The 19,431-nt window shown below is 39.8% G+C and carries 13 protein-coding genes, 3 tRNA genes, 1 rRNA gene, 1 pseudogene and 1 riboswitch; of the genes and pseudogenes, 2 read left to right on the top strand and 16 right to left on the bottom strand.

The genetic code is table 11. The annotated features are described in order from the left end of the window. Positions 1-60: 60 nt before the first annotated feature. Complete coding sequence (locus tag E7A03_RS08845; RefSeq protein WP_281782867.1) at positions 61-2,076, bottom strand: ABC-F family ATP-binding cassette domain-containing protein; 2,016 nt, start codon at positions 2,074-2,076, stop codon at positions 61-63. A gap of 112 nt (positions 2,077-2,188) precedes the next feature. Here E7A03_RS08845 and E7A03_RS08840 point away from each other — a divergent pair, with 112 nt between their 5' ends. Further along, a complete protein-coding gene (locus E7A03_RS08840; RefSeq protein WP_008714437.1) occupies positions 2,189-2,509 on the top strand; it encodes a hypothetical protein in 321 nt (106 codons plus the stop codon). Between the two features lie 43 nt (positions 2,510-2,552). Here E7A03_RS08840 and E7A03_RS08835 read toward each other — a convergent pair whose 3' ends face one another. From E7A03_RS08835 to E7A03_RS08785, 12 genes and pseudogenes are all read right to left on the bottom strand, one after another. Beyond that, positions 2,553-3,707 (bottom strand): MGDG synthase family glycosyltransferase, encoded by a 1,155-nt coding sequence (locus E7A03_RS08835; protein WP_008714438.1) that lies wholly within the window; start codon positions 3,705-3,707, stop codon positions 2,553-2,555. A gap of 82 nt (positions 3,708-3,789) precedes the next feature. Next, positions 3,790-4,089: an HU family DNA-binding protein gene (locus E7A03_RS08830; RefSeq protein ID WP_004696710.1), complete on the bottom strand. Its 300-nt coding sequence runs from the start codon at positions 4,087-4,089 to the stop codon at positions 3,790-3,792. 51 nt (positions 4,090-4,140) lie between these two features. Beyond that, positions 4,141-4,911 carry a nucleoside triphosphate pyrophosphohydrolase gene (mazG, locus tag E7A03_RS08825; RefSeq protein ID WP_278617828.1) on the bottom strand — a complete coding sequence of 257 codons (771 nt, stop codon included), beginning with the start codon at positions 4,909-4,911 and terminating at the stop codon, positions 4,141-4,143. Further along, positions 4,895-6,502, bottom strand: a complete 1,608-nt coding sequence (locus E7A03_RS08820; protein WP_302683034.1) for a putative polysaccharide biosynthesis protein — start codon at positions 6,500-6,502, stop codon at positions 4,895-4,897. Before E7A03_RS08820 ends, mazG begins: the two co-directional genes overlap by 17 nt. Further along, entirely contained in the window at positions 6,499-9,795 is a 3,297-nt protein-coding gene (gene mfd / locus E7A03_RS08815; protein WP_316074033.1) for a transcription-repair coupling factor, read from the bottom strand. The genes E7A03_RS08820 and mfd overlap by 4 nt, the downstream gene beginning before the upstream one ends. Before the next feature lie 189 nt (positions 9,796-9,984). Further along, positions 9,985-10,069, bottom strand: a tRNA-Leu gene (locus E7A03_RS08810). Between the two features lie 564 nt (positions 10,070-10,633). Beyond that, positions 10,634-10,805: riboswitch (cobalamin riboswitch) on the bottom strand. Between the two features lie 138 nt (positions 10,806-10,943). Further along, entirely contained in the window at positions 10,944-12,059 is a 1,116-nt protein-coding gene (locus tag E7A03_RS08805; protein WP_302683035.1) for an ABC transporter permease, read from the bottom strand. Next, the gene (locus E7A03_RS08800) at positions 12,059-13,171 is read right to left on the bottom strand and encodes an ABC transporter permease (protein ID WP_101928791.1); all 1,113 of its coding nucleotides are present in this window, start codon (positions 13,169-13,171) and stop codon (positions 12,059-12,061) included. Before E7A03_RS08800 ends, E7A03_RS08805 begins: the two co-directional genes overlap by 1 nt. Next, positions 13,168-13,929 (bottom strand): ABC transporter ATP-binding protein, encoded by a 762-nt coding sequence (locus E7A03_RS09955; RefSeq protein WP_371744924.1) that lies wholly within the window; start codon positions 13,927-13,929, stop codon positions 13,168-13,170. The genes E7A03_RS08800 and E7A03_RS09955 overlap by 4 nt, the downstream gene beginning before the upstream one ends. 540 nt (positions 13,930-14,469) lie before the next feature. Further along, positions 14,470-14,967, bottom strand: a pseudogene (locus E7A03_RS09950) (ABC transporter ATP-binding protein); the annotation flags it as partial. Between the two features lie 9 nt (positions 14,968-14,976). Next, positions 14,977-16,017, bottom strand: a complete 1,041-nt coding sequence (locus E7A03_RS08790) for an efflux RND transporter periplasmic adaptor subunit (RefSeq protein ID WP_287507641.1) — start codon at positions 16,015-16,017, stop codon at positions 14,977-14,979. 21 nt (positions 16,018-16,038) lie between these two features. Further along, positions 16,039-17,739, bottom strand: coding sequence for an efflux transporter outer membrane subunit (locus E7A03_RS08785; RefSeq protein ID WP_278472769.1), 1,701 nt, complete (start codon positions 17,737-17,739; stop codon positions 16,039-16,041). Positions 17,740-17,907: 168 nt separating this feature from the next. Between E7A03_RS08785 and E7A03_RS08780 the strand changes: the two genes are divergently transcribed. After that, entirely contained in the window at positions 17,908-18,186 is a 279-nt protein-coding gene (locus E7A03_RS08780) for a helix-turn-helix domain-containing protein (protein ID WP_128114310.1), read from the top strand. 125 nt (positions 18,187-18,311) lie between these two features. Here E7A03_RS08780 and E7A03_RS08775 read toward each other — a convergent pair. The 3 genes from E7A03_RS08775 to rrf form a co-directional block, all read right to left on the bottom strand. Continuing rightward, positions 18,312-18,388: transfer RNA gene (locus tag E7A03_RS08775), tRNA-Arg, on the bottom strand. Between the two features lie 112 nt (positions 18,389-18,500). Next, a tRNA-Trp gene (locus tag E7A03_RS08770) sits at positions 18,501-18,576 on the bottom strand. Between the two features lie 757 nt (positions 18,577-19,333). Beyond that, positions 19,334-19,431, bottom strand: a 5S ribosomal RNA gene (gene rrf, locus E7A03_RS08765); the annotation flags it as partial.

Genomic DNA, 19,431 nt, shown 5'->3' with positions numbered 1-19,431 from the left:
ATAAACTTACACGTAATTCCTTTGCATAGCAGATATTAAAAAATGGCATGATAAAAGGAATTATAGGCGTTCCTCTAATTCCATCCACCGTTCAGTGAGCGCATCTATTTGGGCCTGTGTTTCTTCTCGTTCCTCCATCAGTGACTGCATTTTTTCATAATCAGTAGCCACTTGGCTTATCATAACATCGAGGCCCTTTACTAAATGTTCTAGCTTTGGCAATTCATCCATAATTTTGGCATACTCCGCTTCCTCTGCTTTATTGAGGCCCTTCTTTAGTATTGCTTTGAAAGTATCTGTTTCACCAACAGCTACTACATTGTCATTTCCAAAGATATCTGACGTATTTGATTGATTATCAACAGAGTCATCGCTATCAGCCTCTCCACCTTCTACAGCTTGTACCACTTTGGAATTAGCCGGTATATTATCATTTGGCATATAGAATGGGCGCTTGCTACCACTACTTTCATCAAGAGCATCCTTGTAGTCAGAATAGGAGCCATGAACGATTTCAATATGCCCATCGCCGGTAAAGACAAATAATTTATCTACTACGCGGTCTAGGAAGTACCGATCGTGACAAACTGTGATGATGACGCCACTAAAGGAGTCAAGGAAATCCTCTAATACCTCCAATGTTGGAATATCAAGATCATTCGTCGGTTCGTCCAGCAATAATACGTTAGGGGCGCTCATCAACAATTTTAAGAGGTATAAACGACGACGTTCCCCGCCAGAGAGTTTTCGAATCGGTACACCATGTAATTCTGGGGTAAAAAGGAATCGCTCAAGGATTTGTCCTGCGCTCAATGTAGACCCATCACCGAGTACCATATAAGAGTGGTCCTCACGAATATAATCGAGAACGCGCATATCTTCATCAAATTCAGGTAGCTCTTGTTTAAAATGAGCAATGCGAACGGTCTCACCTTTACCAATAGTGCCTCTCGTCGCTTCGTAGGTGCCATCAAGGATATTCATAAAGGTAGATTTACCAACACCATTGGGTCCTACTATACCGATACGATCATGGCGTACCACGTGATAGGTAAAGTCCTTAATCATAGGACGTTCATCAAAATAAAACTCTAAATGCTCAATATCAAAGATGGTTTTTCCTAAACGTGTCTTCAGCGCAATAGGATCCATTTGATCCGGCCGGCGGGTTTTCTCCATATTCTTTAATTTTTCGTAACGGTCAAGACGAGCCTTTTGTTTTGTAGTTCTAGCCAGAGCACCACGACGTACCCATTCGATTTCTCGTTTTAAAAATTGACGTCGTTTTTCTTCCGTAGCAGCTTCACGAGCCTCTCGATCAGCTTTCAAGGCAATAAATTCTTCATAATTGCCATCGTATTGATACATATGACGATTTGATAGCTCTAAAATACCATTACATACGGAATCGAGGAAATATCTATCATGGGTACTGATTAATAATCCTCCTTGACGTACACTCAAATACGACTCTAGCCAATCAATACTATCTTCATCCAAATGGTTAGTCGGCTCATCTAGTAATAAAAGATCACATGGATATAGCAATGCTTGCCCCAATGCAAGACGACGCTTTTGCCCTCCTGATAACATAGCTACCTTTTGCTCCACATCAGGAAAGCCCAATTTAGATAAAATAATGCGCGCCTCTTGCTCTACCTGCCACCCGTCTTGTTGATCCATTTGCTCCAATGCATTCATATAGTTGCGAGATATTTTAGCATCGTCTTTACCAGACTCTTGCATTTGGCGATACTCACGACTAATACGTTCAAAAGCTTTTACCATTTGCAACCGAGGATGATTTCCATCAAGAACGGCCTCAAGCAAAGTAGCTTCCGCATCAAAATCAGGTGTCTGCGCTAAGTAATAAATGCTAGCCTTACCATTACGCTCAATGGTGCCTTTATCAGCTTCCATTCGTCCTGCTAATATTTTTAGAAATGTAGACTTACCCGTTCCATTGATGCCCACAAGACCTAATCGTTTTTCCGTGGTAAAAGTCATACTCACCTCTTTAAACAACAGCCTTGTGCCATATGATTTCTCTATGTTCTGTAAACTAATAACGTTCATATTCCGCTCCTATTTTGTAATTCTGTTATTTATTATACTACACATTACCATTGACAGTAACAGGCGCCCTCAGTAGAATAAACGTAACATATATATTCATGAGGAGGTCCACATGGCGACGGATATGGTTTTAGACTTTTATGAAAGTATCAACTTTGAACTTATCGACATTGATGGGTATGACACATTATTTACTGAGCTCTTAGAGGATGGCACGTATGCAACTGTGTCCGATGATGACGGCTATATGCCAGAGGACTTAGAGACACCAGTCGTATTCAATGTGTACGACGATAACGACTCCTTCCAATGGAGTGTTACCCTTGATGACTCTTACCAATTAAAAGATTTATTGGATGGTGCAGAAAGTACGGATGCTTTCTTAGTCACATTACAAAAACTTCGAAAAGAACATATTGAACAGTATCAATAGAAAAAAGCGATGGCCCTTTAGGTCATCGCTTTTTCTATATTGGTTAGCTAATTGCCTCTTGAGCTTTCACAAGCTCATCTTGTGCACTAGCATCTAAAATTTCAATGAGACTATTTACGATATCAGCAGCCCCATCCACATGCCATTCGCGAGCACGCTCAGACATTTGTTGAAGTCGCGGAGAATTAATTAACAGTGCAGTTACCACATCTTCTAAGTTGTGAATATCGCGAGCCCAACGAGCACACCCCCGTTGCTCTAACAGTTCTGCATTTGCCTCTTCCTGCCCTGGGATAGCATTAAAGAATACCATTGGCAATCCGATTGTAACAGCCTCCATACAGGTCAATGCACCAGGTTTTGTAACGAGTAAAGACGATGATTTCATGAGCTCAGAAATATTGGTAGTATAACCATATACGGTGGTCTTCGTCTTCATAGATTCACTAAGGACAACTAACGATTCGTAAAGAGACGTATTTTGTCCCGCTACAACGGTAATTTCACCAATACCATTTACTTCATCTAGATGTTTTAAAGCCGTCTCAAGAGAGCCTAAACCTAGGCCACCACCCATAACAAGAACTTTCACAGGTTCCTCTAAGCTATACTCTTCAATAGCATCACGGAAAAAAGATCGCCGCACTGGAATGCCAGATACATGAATACGAGATTCATCGATACCTGAAGCTACCATTTCAGGTACCATAGATTCTGTTGCAACATAGTAAACATCAATCTGTGGATAAAGCCAAAACTGATGACTACTAAAGTCTGTCATAATAGCCACTAGTGGTACATCTATATGACCTTGACGTTTTAAAATCGATGCCGCCCCACAAGGAAATGGGTGTGTAAAGACCATTACATCTGGCTCTTCTTGTTGTACTAGTTTAAGCATGCGGCTTTTAAGTAGGTACGACAATGCGGTTTGCATAATGGTCCCTCGTTTTTCCCCTTTCGATACGCGATAAATCATATCATAGAGCATGGGGAATACGTCAATCATCTTGATATAGGTACCCTTAATTAAATGCTCTACAGACATAGTTTCTGTATCAAGAAAATCAACATGGGTAATTGATGCTTGTGGCTCTTTTTCTTTCCAATATTCTTCTATGGCTCTTGCGGCTTGCATATGTCCAGTGCCGATTGAGGCAGACACGATGAGAACCTTCCTTGATGTTTCGTTATTCATAATGCACCCTTTCTCTGTGCATTATACCATAAATAGATAAAAAAAAGAGACCTCGAAAGGTCTCTTTCACATCCAATATGGATTATTTTTTGCGTTTTTTAGCTTTTGCAGCGTTAACTTGTTCTTTCAAACCTTTACCAGCTTTGAATGCAGGGGATTTGGAAGCTGCAATTGTGATAGTTTTACCGTTTTGTGGGTTACGGCCTTCACGAGCTGCGCGTTCACGAACTTCGAAAGTACCGAAGCCGATAACTTGTACTTTGCCACCAGCTGCTAATTCTTGAGCTACTGTGTCAAATACAGCTTTTACTGCTTTTTCAGCATCTTTTTTAGTTAATTCAGTTTTTTGTGCAACACTTGCGATTAATTCTGTTTTGTTCATGACAGAACCTCCTTAAAATTACAATACCTTAGAAGTGTATAAACCTCTAGGTTACTTTTCCTGCACTTTAGCCTCCTCCCAAAAAGCATCGAGCTCAGCTAATGAAAAGTCTTCCCATGAGCGATCGCTTTGGTTAACACAAGCTTCTACATGTAAAAAACGCTGTCGGAACTTTGTGTTTGTGCGATTTAGTGCATTTTCACCGCTTATTTTATACCATCTGAATAGATTAATCAAGGAAAAAAGCACATCTCCTGCTTCTTTTTCCATATTTTCTCTATCATTTTGGTCAATAGCCTCCTTAAATTCCCCCATTTCTTCGGAAACTTTAGCCCAAACAGGATCAAGCTCATCCCAGTCAAATCCTAGCTTTGCAGCCTTTTCTTGGAGCTTATAAGCCGCCATTAAAGCAGGTAAACTTTTCGATACACCATCCAATACAGAATTTTGAATATTTTTCTTTTCTTGTGCCTTTAATTCATCCCAAGTGTATGACTTTTCATCTTTTTCAGGATTAAAAACACGAGGATGACGACGAATCATTTTTTCAGCGACATCATTAATTACATCTTGAAGTGTAAAATGACCAGCTTCCTCTGCCAATTGACTGTGAAAGACAACTTGCAATAATACATCACCTAACTCTTCACGAAGATTTGGCATATCTTTATTATCAATGGCATCTACTACTTCGTAAGTCTCTTCTATAAAATAGCGGCGTAAAGATTCATGCGTTTGCTTTTGATCCCAAGGACAGCCATTTGGTGCACGCAAAGTTTTCACTACATCGACTAAAGGTTGAATATCAATATTGTTCTTCATATAGCTTTGCTTCCTCCCTATTGCGTCGAGCTTGTATGCGCTTGCCTATGATTGGGAAATGGTATATATCATCTTTTACGACAGCTTTAGTAAGCCATAACGATAAACCATATACAAAAATAGCCACTACAATTGCTGCAGCCACAGCGCCACCATTGCCTAATAAATCAACAGTGCTCACATAGATGACTTGTGTAGCACCACCCATGGCCATGGCAGATACTATTATTTTTAATAACTCTAATGTGTTGAATACCGAACCTACATATTTTTTTACAAAAATATAGTTAATAAGCGCTGCAATAGCAAAGTTTAAATTCGTCGCCCAAGCTGCACCATTAATGCCCAACTCAACACTGCCTGTCAATTCATAATCTAAGAATGTCTTCACTAATAAGCCGATAAAAATCGACACCATAGGAATTACTGTTCTTCCTAAACCTTGTAAAACACCTGCAGTAACCTGCTGCCAACCGAGGAACATAATACTCAAGCTAATAACAGCAATAACAGGCCCTGCGTGGGGTGTTGCATATATTAATTGCGATATTGGTGTAGCTAATACGCAGAGACCAATACAGGCTGGAATCGTAAACATATTAGCAATTTTAATCGCCGTCTCCGCCCGTTTCACGATGCGATGTACATCACCTTGAGTATGGGCCTCAGATACGGCTGGTACAAGACTAGCGGCTAAGGACGTAGTTAGAATAATTGGCAACCCAATCAGAGATGTTGCCATACCCGTTAAATAGCCAAATTGTGTAGTTGCTTCATTGAGATAGTATCCAATATCCATCAATCGTTTTGGGACGATAAATGTATCAATGAGTGATACCATAGGAAGCATAATATTCGCCATAGAAACAGGTATAGCAAGGCTAAACAAGCGTTTAACTACGGTGCCATTACTTTCATAAACAGCATTAGGATTCTGTTGTGAAAGCATCTTCTCTCGAACATTACGTTGTCGGTAGTAAAAATAAATTAATACAAGTAACCCTGCCAATACGCCTGGGAATGTAGCAAAGGTCGCACCACCTGCCGCTAAATGGAGTCCACGATCAATGAAGTAGTATGCCAAACCTACCATAGATGACACACGAAAAATCTGTTCAAATACTTGACTCGTACCAGTAGGCACCATATATTGGAAACCTTGGAAATACCCTCTAAAACAGCTCAGGATGGTCACTACAAAAATGGCTGGAGATAATAACTGAATAGCAATTAAAGCACGTGGATCGGTGATGATTTGATTGTCTACGAGCCATTGCGCACTACCATATAAGGCCAAACTAAATACCAGCCCTAATATAGCGAGTACCCTTAAAGATACGGAAAATACTTGTTGTACGCCTCGCATATCATCATTAGCAAGTTTCTCTGCAATCATAATAGATATGGCTACAGGAATACCTGCAGCAGAAATACTAATGATAATTTGATAGATTGGATAGGCCATCATATATAGGCCAATTCCTTCACCACCTAAAATCCGTGCAATAAGAACCTTACTAAACGCACCGATGACCTTCACGATAATACCGGCTAAGGTTAAAATCATGGCTCCTTTTAAAAATCGATTCATAGGCCCTCCTTAGTCGGTGACTTGTGGCTAAGAGCCTTTATCACCGCTTCCGTAATGGTCAAAACAGAACCTTTCATGCCATTAAGATTCACATATAATGTGGCTGGCTTGGTGTCCATAAACTTCATTTTTTTCCATAAATCTTCTCGTACAGCCCCCATGTCCCAATCGGCCATTTTAGAATCGTCATACCAATGGATGGTGAGCTGCTTATCTCTACGGACGATACTCTTAATGCCCAGTAGACGTGCTTGCTCCTTAATTTGAGCAATACGCAACAAACGGTCTACTGGATCGGTTGGTGTACCGAAGCGATCAATGAGCTCATCCGTCATATCGTCGAGTTGCTCTTTAGATTTAATATGTAACAATCGTTGGTATACAGAAATCTTACGAGCACTATCTTTGATATACGCATCATCAATAAACGCATCTACCTCTAAGTCGATAGCTGGATCAATGGATACATCTCGCTCAACCTCTTTATTTTGAGCCTTTGCAATCGCTTCTTCTAACATGCTCACGTACATGCCAAAGCCCACGGATGCGATATTACCATGTTGCTGTGAACCTAATAGATTACCAGCACCGCGAATCTCTAAATCTCTCATGGCTAACTTAAATCCTGCGCCGAGCTCGGTGAACTCCTCTATGGCTTTCAAACGCTTTTCAGCTGCCTCTGAAAGTATTTTATCTGGCCGATACATAAAGTATGCATAAGCACGTCTACGAGAGCGTCCTACACGGCCTCGCATTTGGTATAGCTGAGATAAACCTAAGCGATCCGCATCATAAATGATGATAGTATTTGCATTAGGAATATCTAAACCGGTTTCAATAATGCTCGTGGACAAGAGTACATCATAATGACCTTCATAGAAATCGGTCATAATCTCCTCAATTTGACGGCCTGTCATCTGTCCATGAGCAACAGCATAACGCAAGCCAGGCAATGCGGATTCTAATAGTTCTCCCATGTGATTAATGGACGCGACACGGTTATATATGAAATAGACCTGTCCACCTCTTGCAAGTTCTCGTTTGATAGCATCTGCTATGAGATTCATATCGTATTCCACCACATAGGTTTGAACAGGCAATCGCTCCTCTGGCGGAGTATTGATAACAGACATTTCTCGAACGCCAACGAGGGACATATGTAAAGTCCGCGGAATCGGTGTAGCACTCAATGTGAGTACATCGATATTGCTAGCCCACTCTTTCCACTTTTCTTTTTGTGCTACCCCAAAACGTTGCTCCTCATCTACAACAAGCATTCCTAAGTCTTTGAATACCACCTTTTTGTTAAGTAATGAATGAGTTCCAATAAGAACATCAATAGATCCATCCTCTACACCTTTTAGAATTTGTTTTTTCTCTGATGTAGTTCGGAATCGATTAAGCACATCTACTTTCACCCCAAATGGAGCAAAGCGATTCAAAAAAGTTTGGAAATGTTGCTGTGCTAAAACCGTAGTTGGTACAAGTACTGCTACTTGTTTTCCGCTCATAACAGCCTTGAAAATGGCGCGCATAGCCACTTCCGTTTTACCAAAACCTACATCACCAGCGAGCAAGCGATCCATAGGAACAGGTCTTTCCATGGATTCTTTAATCTCTGCGGTAGCCTGTAATTGGTCTTCCGTTTCCTCATAGGGGAATGCATCTTCAAACTCTTGCTGCCATGGTTGATCTGGCAAGAATGCAAAACCTTCTGTGATTTCTCGTTGTGCATATATCTCAACGAGTTTATCTGCTAAATCATCAATAGATTTTTTTGCCTTTGAAACAACCTTGCTCCAGTCACGACCACCCATCTTATTAATACGTGGCACATCACCTTCGTTGCCAATATATTTTTGCAGTTGATCTAAATTATTAGCTGGTAAGAACAGTTTGTCCGTTCCAGCATAAGCAATCTCAATATAATCGCGGTGAATGCCTTCCGTCTCAATTGTTTTAAGACCAATATACTTGCCGATACCATGCATATTATGTACTACATAGTCACCAGGCGTTAAATCTGTAAAATAATTGATTTCTTGGCCCTTTTTAGGCTTATTACGAAGCTTGCGCTTTTGCTGTCCGTAAATATTACCTTCTACGACAACTACGAGATGGCTATTGGGCAATTCAAAACCATCTGTTAATAAGCCCTTTAAAATAACGACGGTGTTTGGCTTTGCTATCCATGTATCACTATGAATAAATGCAATATTCTCCCCTTCAAGGGCGCGCTCAATACCTTCTCGTCGTTGCTGATTATTTAATACGAGTACCACTTGATGATTTAAACGATGCCATTGTTTAATTTCATCTGTTAATAGGGGAATTTGACGCTCAAAGCTCGTCATCGTCTTCCCTTGAATACCAATAGGGTTAAATCCAGTGAGACCAATAGAACGTTGTTGCATAAACGTGAAAGCCACTTGATTCGTAGCATCTACAGTGCGTTGTAGTTCATTCCAATCACAATGATTTTTCCGATGTGTAGGATCTTCTTTTAAGAATTTCTTTAACGCCTCTTGAATACGACCTGGCTCATCATAAATCAAAGTGCCATCTTTCACATAAGATAATAGAGTGCTATCCGCATCACTTTGACCAAGAAAGAAAGGCGTCACCGTATAGGATTCGATTTGTTCAATAGAACGTTGATTCTCAACAGAGAAGAAACGCAATGTATCAATCTCATCTCCAAAGAATTCAATACGAATCGGATGATCACTATTTACAGGATAAATATCCAAAATATCTCCGCGCACAGCAAAATGACCACGTTGTTCCACCTGGTCTACGCGTTCATATCCAATTGTTACGAGCTGTTCAAGAGCTACATCACGTTCAATTGCATCATTCAAAGCAAAATGCAACGATTGCCCCTTTAAATAATGAGGGGATACAACATATTGTGTAACCTCTTCAGCATTGGCAATGACTACTGCCGGCTCCTGCCATGCTAATAATGCTAATGCTCGCATTTGTGCACCTTGATTTTCAAGACTACGTGCTACAGTTGTAAAGTCTACATGATCTGTTATAGGAAATGATTGGACTGGCACATTAGGCCAAAAGAAAGCTAAATCTCGCTCCCACATCTCCTTATGATCCTTATCATGGACTACGATGACTACAGGCTTTTTAAGACCTGCAGAAAAAGATTGGCTTAAGAGGAAACTTTTTTGAGATCCACTAAGACCATATATGACTGACTTTCCCTTACGCTGAAATGCGTTTAGCCCATCCACAAAGGATGGGTTCTGTGAAAGCAGTTTTGTTAATGTATTATTCATACTGCACCATATAGTATTACTATGATTGTATTAATTAAATAGTTCTAACTCATTTATTATAACATATAATGTAGTAGTTAATTCTGTACCTACCCTACTATTAAACTACAAGTGTTTATCGATATGAATATCCACATTAACTACTTAATTTTAGGCAAAAAAAATACACCTCTAAAGGTGCAATAAAGTTGGTGCGGGAGAAGGGACTTGAACCCCCACGCCGTAAGGCGCCAGATCCTAAGTCTGGTGCGTCTGCCAATTCCGCCACTCCCGCGTCTCAACTGAAATAATAATATCATGTATGGAATTCATCGTCAATCATTTTTTTTAAATGACTTAAAATTCATACATCTAAAAATAGATTCAAAGAAAAACAACTATCTAATTACACCTTACGATTTATGTAAACCCAAAGCAACTTCTAAATCTAAAAGCTCTTAATTATTCTACGATTCTATATCTATTTACACTTCATCTAAAGCTTAACGCTACAGACCTCTATCTAAAAGATCTTACCGATAATTAATATTTGCAAAATAAAAAGAGACTGACCCAGAATCCGAACTACTAGAACCCTGGGTCAGCCTCTTTTTTAGGATGATGATGAATAAATGCATGCCCTACATTTACCATAAAATATATTAACAGTCACAACATATGTCATGCTGGTAATACCAAAAAGGTAATCCACCATGACCATAGCACGACATTTAGGTCGTATAGAACTAAAATCTAAATCAACTATAATACAATTTAGATCCAATAGAACTAAAAAATCCTTTTTACGGGTACGTAAAAAGGAGCTATTAACTTCTCCTCCCTATCTCTCGTAGGTCAAATGGTGAATGTTGAATAGGCAGTTCTCCTGACTCGGCGTCATCGCTCATCTAGCCTTCCCAGTTTCCCAGTGACTTAATTTAGACTCGCTCGACCATACAGTGGCGGGACCGTGCCGGCCTTTAACCGGCTTCTCTATTATGCTTTTCAGCACCTATTCCCAAATATGATATTTTCTATGCCTTTATTCTAACAGTCTACATTCATTTAGTCAATACGGCAGTAGCATATTTATTAATAAAAAAATGCTATATAGGTCTGCCGTATTGTTATAACAAAATATAAAAAGTTTAACAATCTAATCATTAGCTTTATCCAACGCGATTTCTAAATAGCCATCCTGCTATGGACATGCTTATAATGATTAGGATAATCATAGGAATAAAATTAAACCAAATATCCGTCAATCCTGCACCTTCTAAATAAATCCTGCGCATTGCATCAACAGAAAACCGCATAGGATTTCCATATGTAAGATATTGCAATATTTTCGGCATGTTATGTACAGGTGTGATTAATCCGGACAATAATGCTAGTGGAAAAAGAAAAACAAAAACATATACGAGAACTTGCTGCATATTTTTTGCAATAGCCGAAATAGATAACCCCAATCCAATGCTACTACTTATAAACGTAAACAACACGGCATACACAAGAAATATGTTGCCCCGAAATGGAACTTTAAACCAAAACATGGCTATTAATAACAATACAGTACTTTGAAACAGTCCTATTATCATAGGGGGTATAGACTTTGCAATCAAAATTTGCATAGATGATACGGGCGTCACCAATAATTGATCAAAGGTCCCCTGCTCTCGTTCTCTCGCCACAGATAAGCCCCCCAACATGATAACTTGTGTCATACTGATCAATATAACGAGACCTGTCAAGAAAGTCCAGGAAGACTGCTGATTTTCATTGTACCAGGTACGAGATTCAATCGTGATTCCCTTATGCTCAACACCTAACCAAGTCTGATTGAATTGAGAAATGATTTGCCCCATATAGGCTGTGGCAAGACCTGAAGTCATTGTATTCGTTCCATTTACAATAACAGTAATAGATGTAGGTTGTTTATGCTTTAAGTTTTCTTCAAAATCCTGAGGTATGATAACCGCCATAATAACCTTGTTGGAGTCTATTAGTGGTGCGATTATATCCGGAGAGTTCGCAGATTGATACAGTTCAAAAATACCGGATGAATTAATAGTCGATTCTAATGCAGCTGCGGTCTGCGTATGACTTTCATCAATCAATACATAGGGAACCTTGTTGAGATTATAGGTTGCGGCGTAACCGAAGAGGAACCCTTGAATAATAACCGGTAACAATAAGATTATACGAGTTTTCGGATCTTTAAAGGTGGCTAATAGCTCTTTCCATATGATGGAGACAATTTGATTCCAATACAGTCGCCAATTCATTATTCCACCTTCTTCCGCGTAATATAAATTGTCAATATTGTAAAGCAAATAGCAAACCCCGATAATACGGCACTATTTTTAATAATCAAATACCAGTTATTTCCACCTAGGAACAATGATTTCAGTAATTCTAAAAAATATGTAGGAGGTAAAAGCCGTGAAATATATTGAATCACCACAGGTTGTGAATGTGGATCAAATAAAAACCCCGTCAATATCAACGCCGGTAAAAAACTGGTAAGTAACGCCATTTGACAAGCTAAGAACTGTTTCTTCGTAAACGCAGATATAAGTAGTCCCATATTTAAGGAAACAATTAAATACAATGTGGACACGATGCAGATGATCCATAAGGAACCACGCATAGGTACTTCATAAAAGAAATACGAAACACCGAGGCAAAACAACAGCCCCAACATGGCCAATACATAATAAGGCACTACCTTAGCCAAAATAATTTCAATAGGCTTAACTGGTGTAACGAATAAAGACTCAAAAGTACCACGTTCCCATTCTCTAGCCATAACGACAGCCGTAAGAAAAACGGATACAATCGTCATGATAATCATGATGAGCCCAGGAATCAAAAACCAGGTACTTGTATTTGCCTCATTAAACCACATGCGAGGGTTCATTGTTATATATCCACCACGTAGCATAAACGGAATATTCTTAACGGCCCATAAGTTAATAGCTGAGTTTACATAACTTTCTATGCTCATCGCTACCGAAGTATCGACACCATAGTAAATCCCCTGCACTTTCCCTTGTCCACGCATAACTTGAGCAGAAAAGTCCTGTGGAATCACCAATATGGCATCTACCTTTCGTTTTTCCATCAATAGTTCCGCCGTTTTTCTATCGCGAACTGCTATAGGTTGAAAGTACTCAGAGCCGTATAAGGAGTCATACACACTCTGGGTCATAGAATCTTGCCGTTCCATAACCACTGCTATCGGCACGTGTTTAACATCCAAAGTAACCCCTGAGCCGATGAGGATAATAAGTAGTATAGGTAGCACAACACCCAACAAAATAGTGCTAGGGTCGCGCAATACTTGTAAGGTCTCCTTGTATACCAATGAGGAAAACCGTCTTATAAATCCGTTCATACGTCATCCTCCTGTTCCCGTTTTTTTAGTATGACGGAGATAAACGCTTCATCCATAGTACAATTCTCATCGCCGGCAATCCGTCTAACTTCATCAGGTGTTCCCAGTACAACGAGTTTTCCTGCATCCTGAATCATAATACGGTCACAATATTCCGATTCATCCATAAAATGAGTCGTAATAATAATCGTTGTTCCTCGCTTTGATAAAGAAGTAATCTGTCGCCAGAAATTACGCCGTGTAAGAGGATCAATACCACTTGTGGGCTCATCCAAAAAAAGAATTTTAGGCTCATGCATTAAGGCAGCCGCCATGGACAAGCGCTGTTTATAACCACCAGGCAAATCACCGGCTATCATATCTCTCACGTCATTCAGACGAAACTCACTGATAACGGCTTCTATACGATCAAGCTTCTTCTGTCCGTGAAGGCCGTACACACCGGCAAAAAAATTCAAGTTTTCCATAACAGACAGATTACCGTACAAAGAAAACTTTTGCGCTACATATCCGAAATTGCTTCTTGCCGCCGTACGGGATTTAACGACATCAATGCCGGCCACGCGCAAATCCCCGCTCGTTACAGGCAATAATCCACACAACATACGAAATGTCGTCGTCTTCCCTGCTCCGTTTGGTCCGAGTAACCCGAATACTTCTCCGCGCTGCACCGTAAATGATGTATTAGCCACCGCCGTAAAATCACCGAATGTCCTCACCAAATGAGATACGGAAATTTCTACTGGACGCTCAACCATTTCATTGGGGGCCAACAAATGCTTTCGTTCTTTCTCTATCGCACTTTCATCTAAATCCATATCGATACTATCTAAAGGCTTAGCCCCTTGTTTTGAGGCAATTTCATCCTCTTTTAACAACATCATAAAGGTATCTTCCAAACGGCTCTGAACTGGTTCTTCCTCCATACCATACTCATTAAGCCATGGAATCGAAAGCATTTCTTTTGTTTTTATGTACCTCACAGCACCGGCCTCTGGAACTGCATCCGCCACGCATTTCCTGTCATCCATCAATGCGGCCTGTACATTTCGCATGCTCAATGACTTCGGAATCTTTACCTGAAAGCATCGTTCCTCAGATATTTGAGTCAACTCATGCGGTGTCCCGGTTGCTAAAAAGCGCCCCTTATTGAGGACGAAAACATCTTTACAACGCTCCGCCTCATCTAAGTATGCAGTGCTAACAAGTACGCTAATTCCATCTGTACATACCAGCGACTCTAAGATCTCCCATAACTCCCGCCTTGAAAATGGATCGACCCCTACGGTAGGCTCATCGAGCAGTAATAGCTCCGGAGAACGAACCAATGTACAAGCTAGGCTAAGCTTTTGCTTCATACCGCCTGACAATTTACCGGCTTGACGCTTAGTAAATTTGGCTAGCCCTGTCATATGCAGTAATTTTTCAAACCGCTTCGTTCTCACATGCAAAGGAATACCGTGTAAATCTGCATAGAGATTCATGTTTTCACTGACGGATAATTCCTCATAAAGCCCAAATTTCTGAGGCATATAACTGAGTCTATCTTGAACTGCCTGTGAATGTGCTTTCACATCCATTCCGAGGACCTCTAAAGAACCAGCCGTGGCATCCAATAAACCAGCTATCAAACGAATCAAAGTCGTTTTTCCCGCACCATCTGGACCGACCAACGCAGTTAAACAGCCTTTTCGAATTTTAAAATCCAAATGGTCCAATGCTATTATAGGATCATCTCCGACAAGGGGAAATTCTTTATATAATTGTGACGCTTCGATTGCATATACATCATTCACCGCACACCTCTATATATCAATGGAAACAGTGGCAGGCATTCCTAAACGGAGACGATTATCAGGATCATCTACATATACCCGCACTTCATATACAAGTGTAGTACGCACATCCTTCGTTTCTACCGATTTAGGTGTAAATTCCGCTACGGAGGATATATATCCGATTGTACCGTGAATCGGTTCATTCTTATTGGTATCCGTCGTCACATTCGCATCCATACCGTTATAAATTTTTCCTAAATCCCGTTCGTTCACATATACACGTACCCATTTCTTAGTATTCTCAGCCAATTTAAATACAGGTGTATTCGGTGAAGCCATATCACCGACCTGTAATAATCGGGCCGTTATAACACCGTCTATCGGGGACGTTAATACAGATTGGTTCAACAAGAACTCCTGACGGGCCAGTTCGCTTTTCATCGCATCCAATTGGGCTTGGGCCTGTGCTATATCTTCCTGTCTTGGCCCTGCGACAGCTAAATTGTATGCTTGCTGAGCCTCGTTTAATTTGGCTTCCGATACTTTCACCTTCGCCTGTATATCATCTACAGACTGTCGACTAACGGCCTTACCATTTGAAGCATTATAGGATTTTTGTAACTTCTCTGCTTCCTGTTTCGATTGAGCTAACGCAGCTTCTGCAGATGTAACTCGTGCCGATGCTTGAGCGATTTCTTCTGGTCTACTGCCGGCCTGCAACTTGGCCACTATAGCGTCCTGTGCTGCAATGGTAGCCTTAGCCTGCTGTACAGTAAGATTCAATTCATCAGAATGTAAATACCCTAAAATCTGCCCTTGGCTCACCACCGCACCTTCATCCACCAAAAGGCTGGCAATCCGGTCACTTCCCCGAAATGCAACATTAACTTCACGCAGATTCACATTGCCTTGCAACACAATATGATGAGAGGCAATGTACGCTTCGTATTGATTATAAGCATAATAACTTACTCCACCCAAAATTATTAGAAAGGCAATCATTATACCTGCGCACTTTTTTCTATTATTCGCCATCCACCCTTTAATGACATCAAGTTTCTCTTTCATAATCATTCCCCGTTTCTCACACTATTTCTTAGCATGCGAGTCCGCCTCTGCCTCCTGATCCATGTCCATGGCTTCCCAACCACCGCCTAAGGATTTGAATAAACGAACGGTATCAGCAAACTCTTGCCCCCGACTCATGATATATTGCCGCCTTGCAGACAATACATTTCTTCGTGCATCAAGAACACTTAAGTAATCGCTAAGACCGGAGTCAAAATTGGTTTGTGCCAAAGATTCCGCTTGCTGTGCAGATTCTACAGCAGATTTCAATTCCTCGGACTTAATATGATCCTGAGATGCATCCGTTACCGCATTTCGAACCTCCCCTACAGCTTTCAAAACAGTCTCTTCGTAAAGTGCCAAATATTCCTGTTCCTTTTCTGTTTGTATCTTTATATTCTTACGAATAGCACCGGCATTGAAAATAGGCATAGTGATAGATGGTCCTATTCCTATCATTTTACCGATAGCCGAAATAAGACCTCCCGATGAAAACGACTCCAAGCCTATACTGCCATTTAGTGAAAACCTAGGCTTAAGGTCAGCCTTTGCAGCCTTGGTTTTCTGTTGTTGCGCCGCAATACGTCGTTCCGCCGCCTGAATATCAGGCCGTTGTCGTAAAGCTTCCGCCGGTATGCCGATAAACATGTGTGGATCCACCGTAGGTAATGAAGTATTTTCCATCAATAACCCGTCAATCTCGCCTGGAACTGTTCCCGTCAATATAGAAAGAGCAGCCATTGTGGAAGCTATATTTTTCTTTAATGAAGGAATCTCCGCTTGAGTCTGAGATAATGCATATGTAGCCTGTTGCACAGGTAATTCATTAATAATACCAGACTGATTATTTATCTTAATCAGTTCCAACGCTTCCTGTTGACGTTTCACATCATCTTCTGTTATGCGCAATTGCTCCTGTAAAGTTCTTAACGACATATACTGTAATGCGGTTTCCGCGCTCAAAGATACCCAGGTGGAATATAAATCCGCCTGTGATGCTTGTAACGAATTCGATGCAGCACGTGATTTTGCTTTTTGTCTTCCGAATATATCAATTTCCCATCGCGCATCAATTCCCAATTTACCGGTTTCTACATTTCTCGTCATCTTATCAGATATAGGTAAATTCTTTATCGCTTCTCGGTCTGAATCCCATTCACCCTGACCTCTATTAGCCGACCATGAACCGGAAGCATCTAGCCAAGGTAATCGCTGTGCTTCAGCAATACCCAACTGTAACCGTCCTTGTCTAACTCGAGAACGAGCTACCTCTAACTGCCGATTATTTTTGAGGGTCAAATCAATTAATTGATCCAATACGGGATCATTAAAAACCTTCCACCAGTGGGCTAACTCTTCTTCACTGACCGCGTTCCCTTCCACAACCGCATACGGTAAGGGATGTTTTCCCGCTTCTTCTACCCAAGAATGTTCATTCAATTCTTTAGTTGCTTTTTGTTTCTCTGAAAGCTTAGTCTCATCAGCAGCAGTACTCTTTTTCTTCTTTTTTTTGCCATCTTTGTAATACGATGCAATAACAGGACTGCCTTGGTCAGAATCGTCAACAGTTTTTTCAGACTTATGCTGTATTATCGTATTATCTCGACGCGTTTGATTCGTATCTCTATTTGATTGACTAAAGCTGATGCCAGCGCTAGCACTCCAAGCCCCTAATGCTAAACATATATAAACAATTAAAAGTTGTTTTCTATTCGTCTTCATAGCAAACCTCTTTTCATTTCCATATATATCAGTATCATTATATGTTCATCTTATAATATAAAACCATTATGTATCAATAATATGAAGTATCATTTCAATCTAACTTGAGTTTTATCGAACTTTCACATAAAATAAAAATGTATTAATATAATTCAAGTGGAGGCGATTATGTATATCGGTGAAATCATTAAAAGCTATCGCGAACAACATAATATGACAGTTGAAGAATTCGCAAATAAATCGAATCTAAGTCAAGCAGAAATCACCCAATTGGAAGAATTATTTCAAAGTGATAGAACAACACCTTATCCTGTTGCAATGCGACAAATTAAAAGTATAGCTGAAGCCATCGAACAGCCAATCCCCATCATTATGAATCTTATTTCTGCAGATCAAGAAATCGTCGTTAACGTAGTAGCTGAATCAGATCAGCCACATGCGAAATAATAAAACTTAGTTAATTAAATAAAGATCATTAGCTCATAAAAGGACCCTACATAAATATGTAGGGTCCTTTATATACATATAAAAAGCAAAATAAAAAAGCACCACATTACTGTGATGCTTTAATTTGGTGACCCAGAAGGGATTCGAACCCCTGGCCTTTTGATTCGTAGTCAAACGCTCTATCCAGCTGAGCTACTGAGTCATGTACAAGGTACTCACTTATATTAACATAATGATTGCGGCTACGCAAGCATTTTTTAATATTTTTTGAGTAATTTTATGGACATGCGGCCCGAAGACCGCCATCCAAATTTTGGCAGGGGCAGTAGGACTTGAACCCACAACCAACGGTTTTGGAGACCGCTACTCTACCAATTGAGCTATACCCCTATGTTCATCAAGCTTTGCTTGATACTTGATTAGTTTAACAAATATTACATACTATGTCAAGAAATATAGGCTTATTAATCAATAAATAATAAAAAATATTAAAGGAAAAGAGCCCTCTTTCAAGGGCTCTTATGTCTACCTAACTTTTACCTTTATATATACGGGAGATGGTATATATAATTAGAGAGTTTTGTATATGTATTGTTTTGTTTATACACAGGGAGAGTATTGTTGTGTATTTAAGTGTTGTTTTATGTGTTGTATTGTTTTGTGTTGTTTGTATTATTTGTAAAAGGGACAGGTAAAAGTTATTAGTAGTAGACCTCCATTTCCTTAGTTGATCTCAATCAACTATAGCTAGTATATAGATAATTCGTGAAAACATAGTGAAAGTGATATGAAATATAATCAAAACGAGTAATTTTTGGTACATTTTGGTATATTATTAAATATCAGAAAGATAGCTATAAACCACGTATTTACTAGTCTAGATAGGAATCTATATAAAAAAGTGATAATTCTATGCATGAATAGAATATGTAATAAATAGTAATTATTAAAATTTATAATTAGACCTTCATTAATTATTTATTATCAATTAACTGATAATATAATTAAAAAATAATGAACTAAGCGATGCAGTGAATCTGTCGTCGTTTTATTCTTTTTACCTTTAACTTGTCCTACTCACCAGGTCTCCTGGGAGGATAGAAAGCCATACATAAAAAAAGACACACCCTCAGGTGTGCCTTTAAGCAATCAGCAGCTTCCTATCCTCCCAGGCCGTCTCCAGCCAAGTACTTTCGGCGTTTATGAGCTTAACTACTGTGTTCGAGATGGGAACAGGTGGATCCT

It is taken from the genome of Veillonella parvula, from assembly GCF_032472435.1.
GTDB lineage: Bacteria > Bacillota > Negativicutes > Veillonellales > Veillonellaceae > Veillonella > Veillonella parvula_N.
Note: the sequence above shows the minus strand (reverse complement) of the source record. Positions and strands in the feature narration are given on the sequence as shown.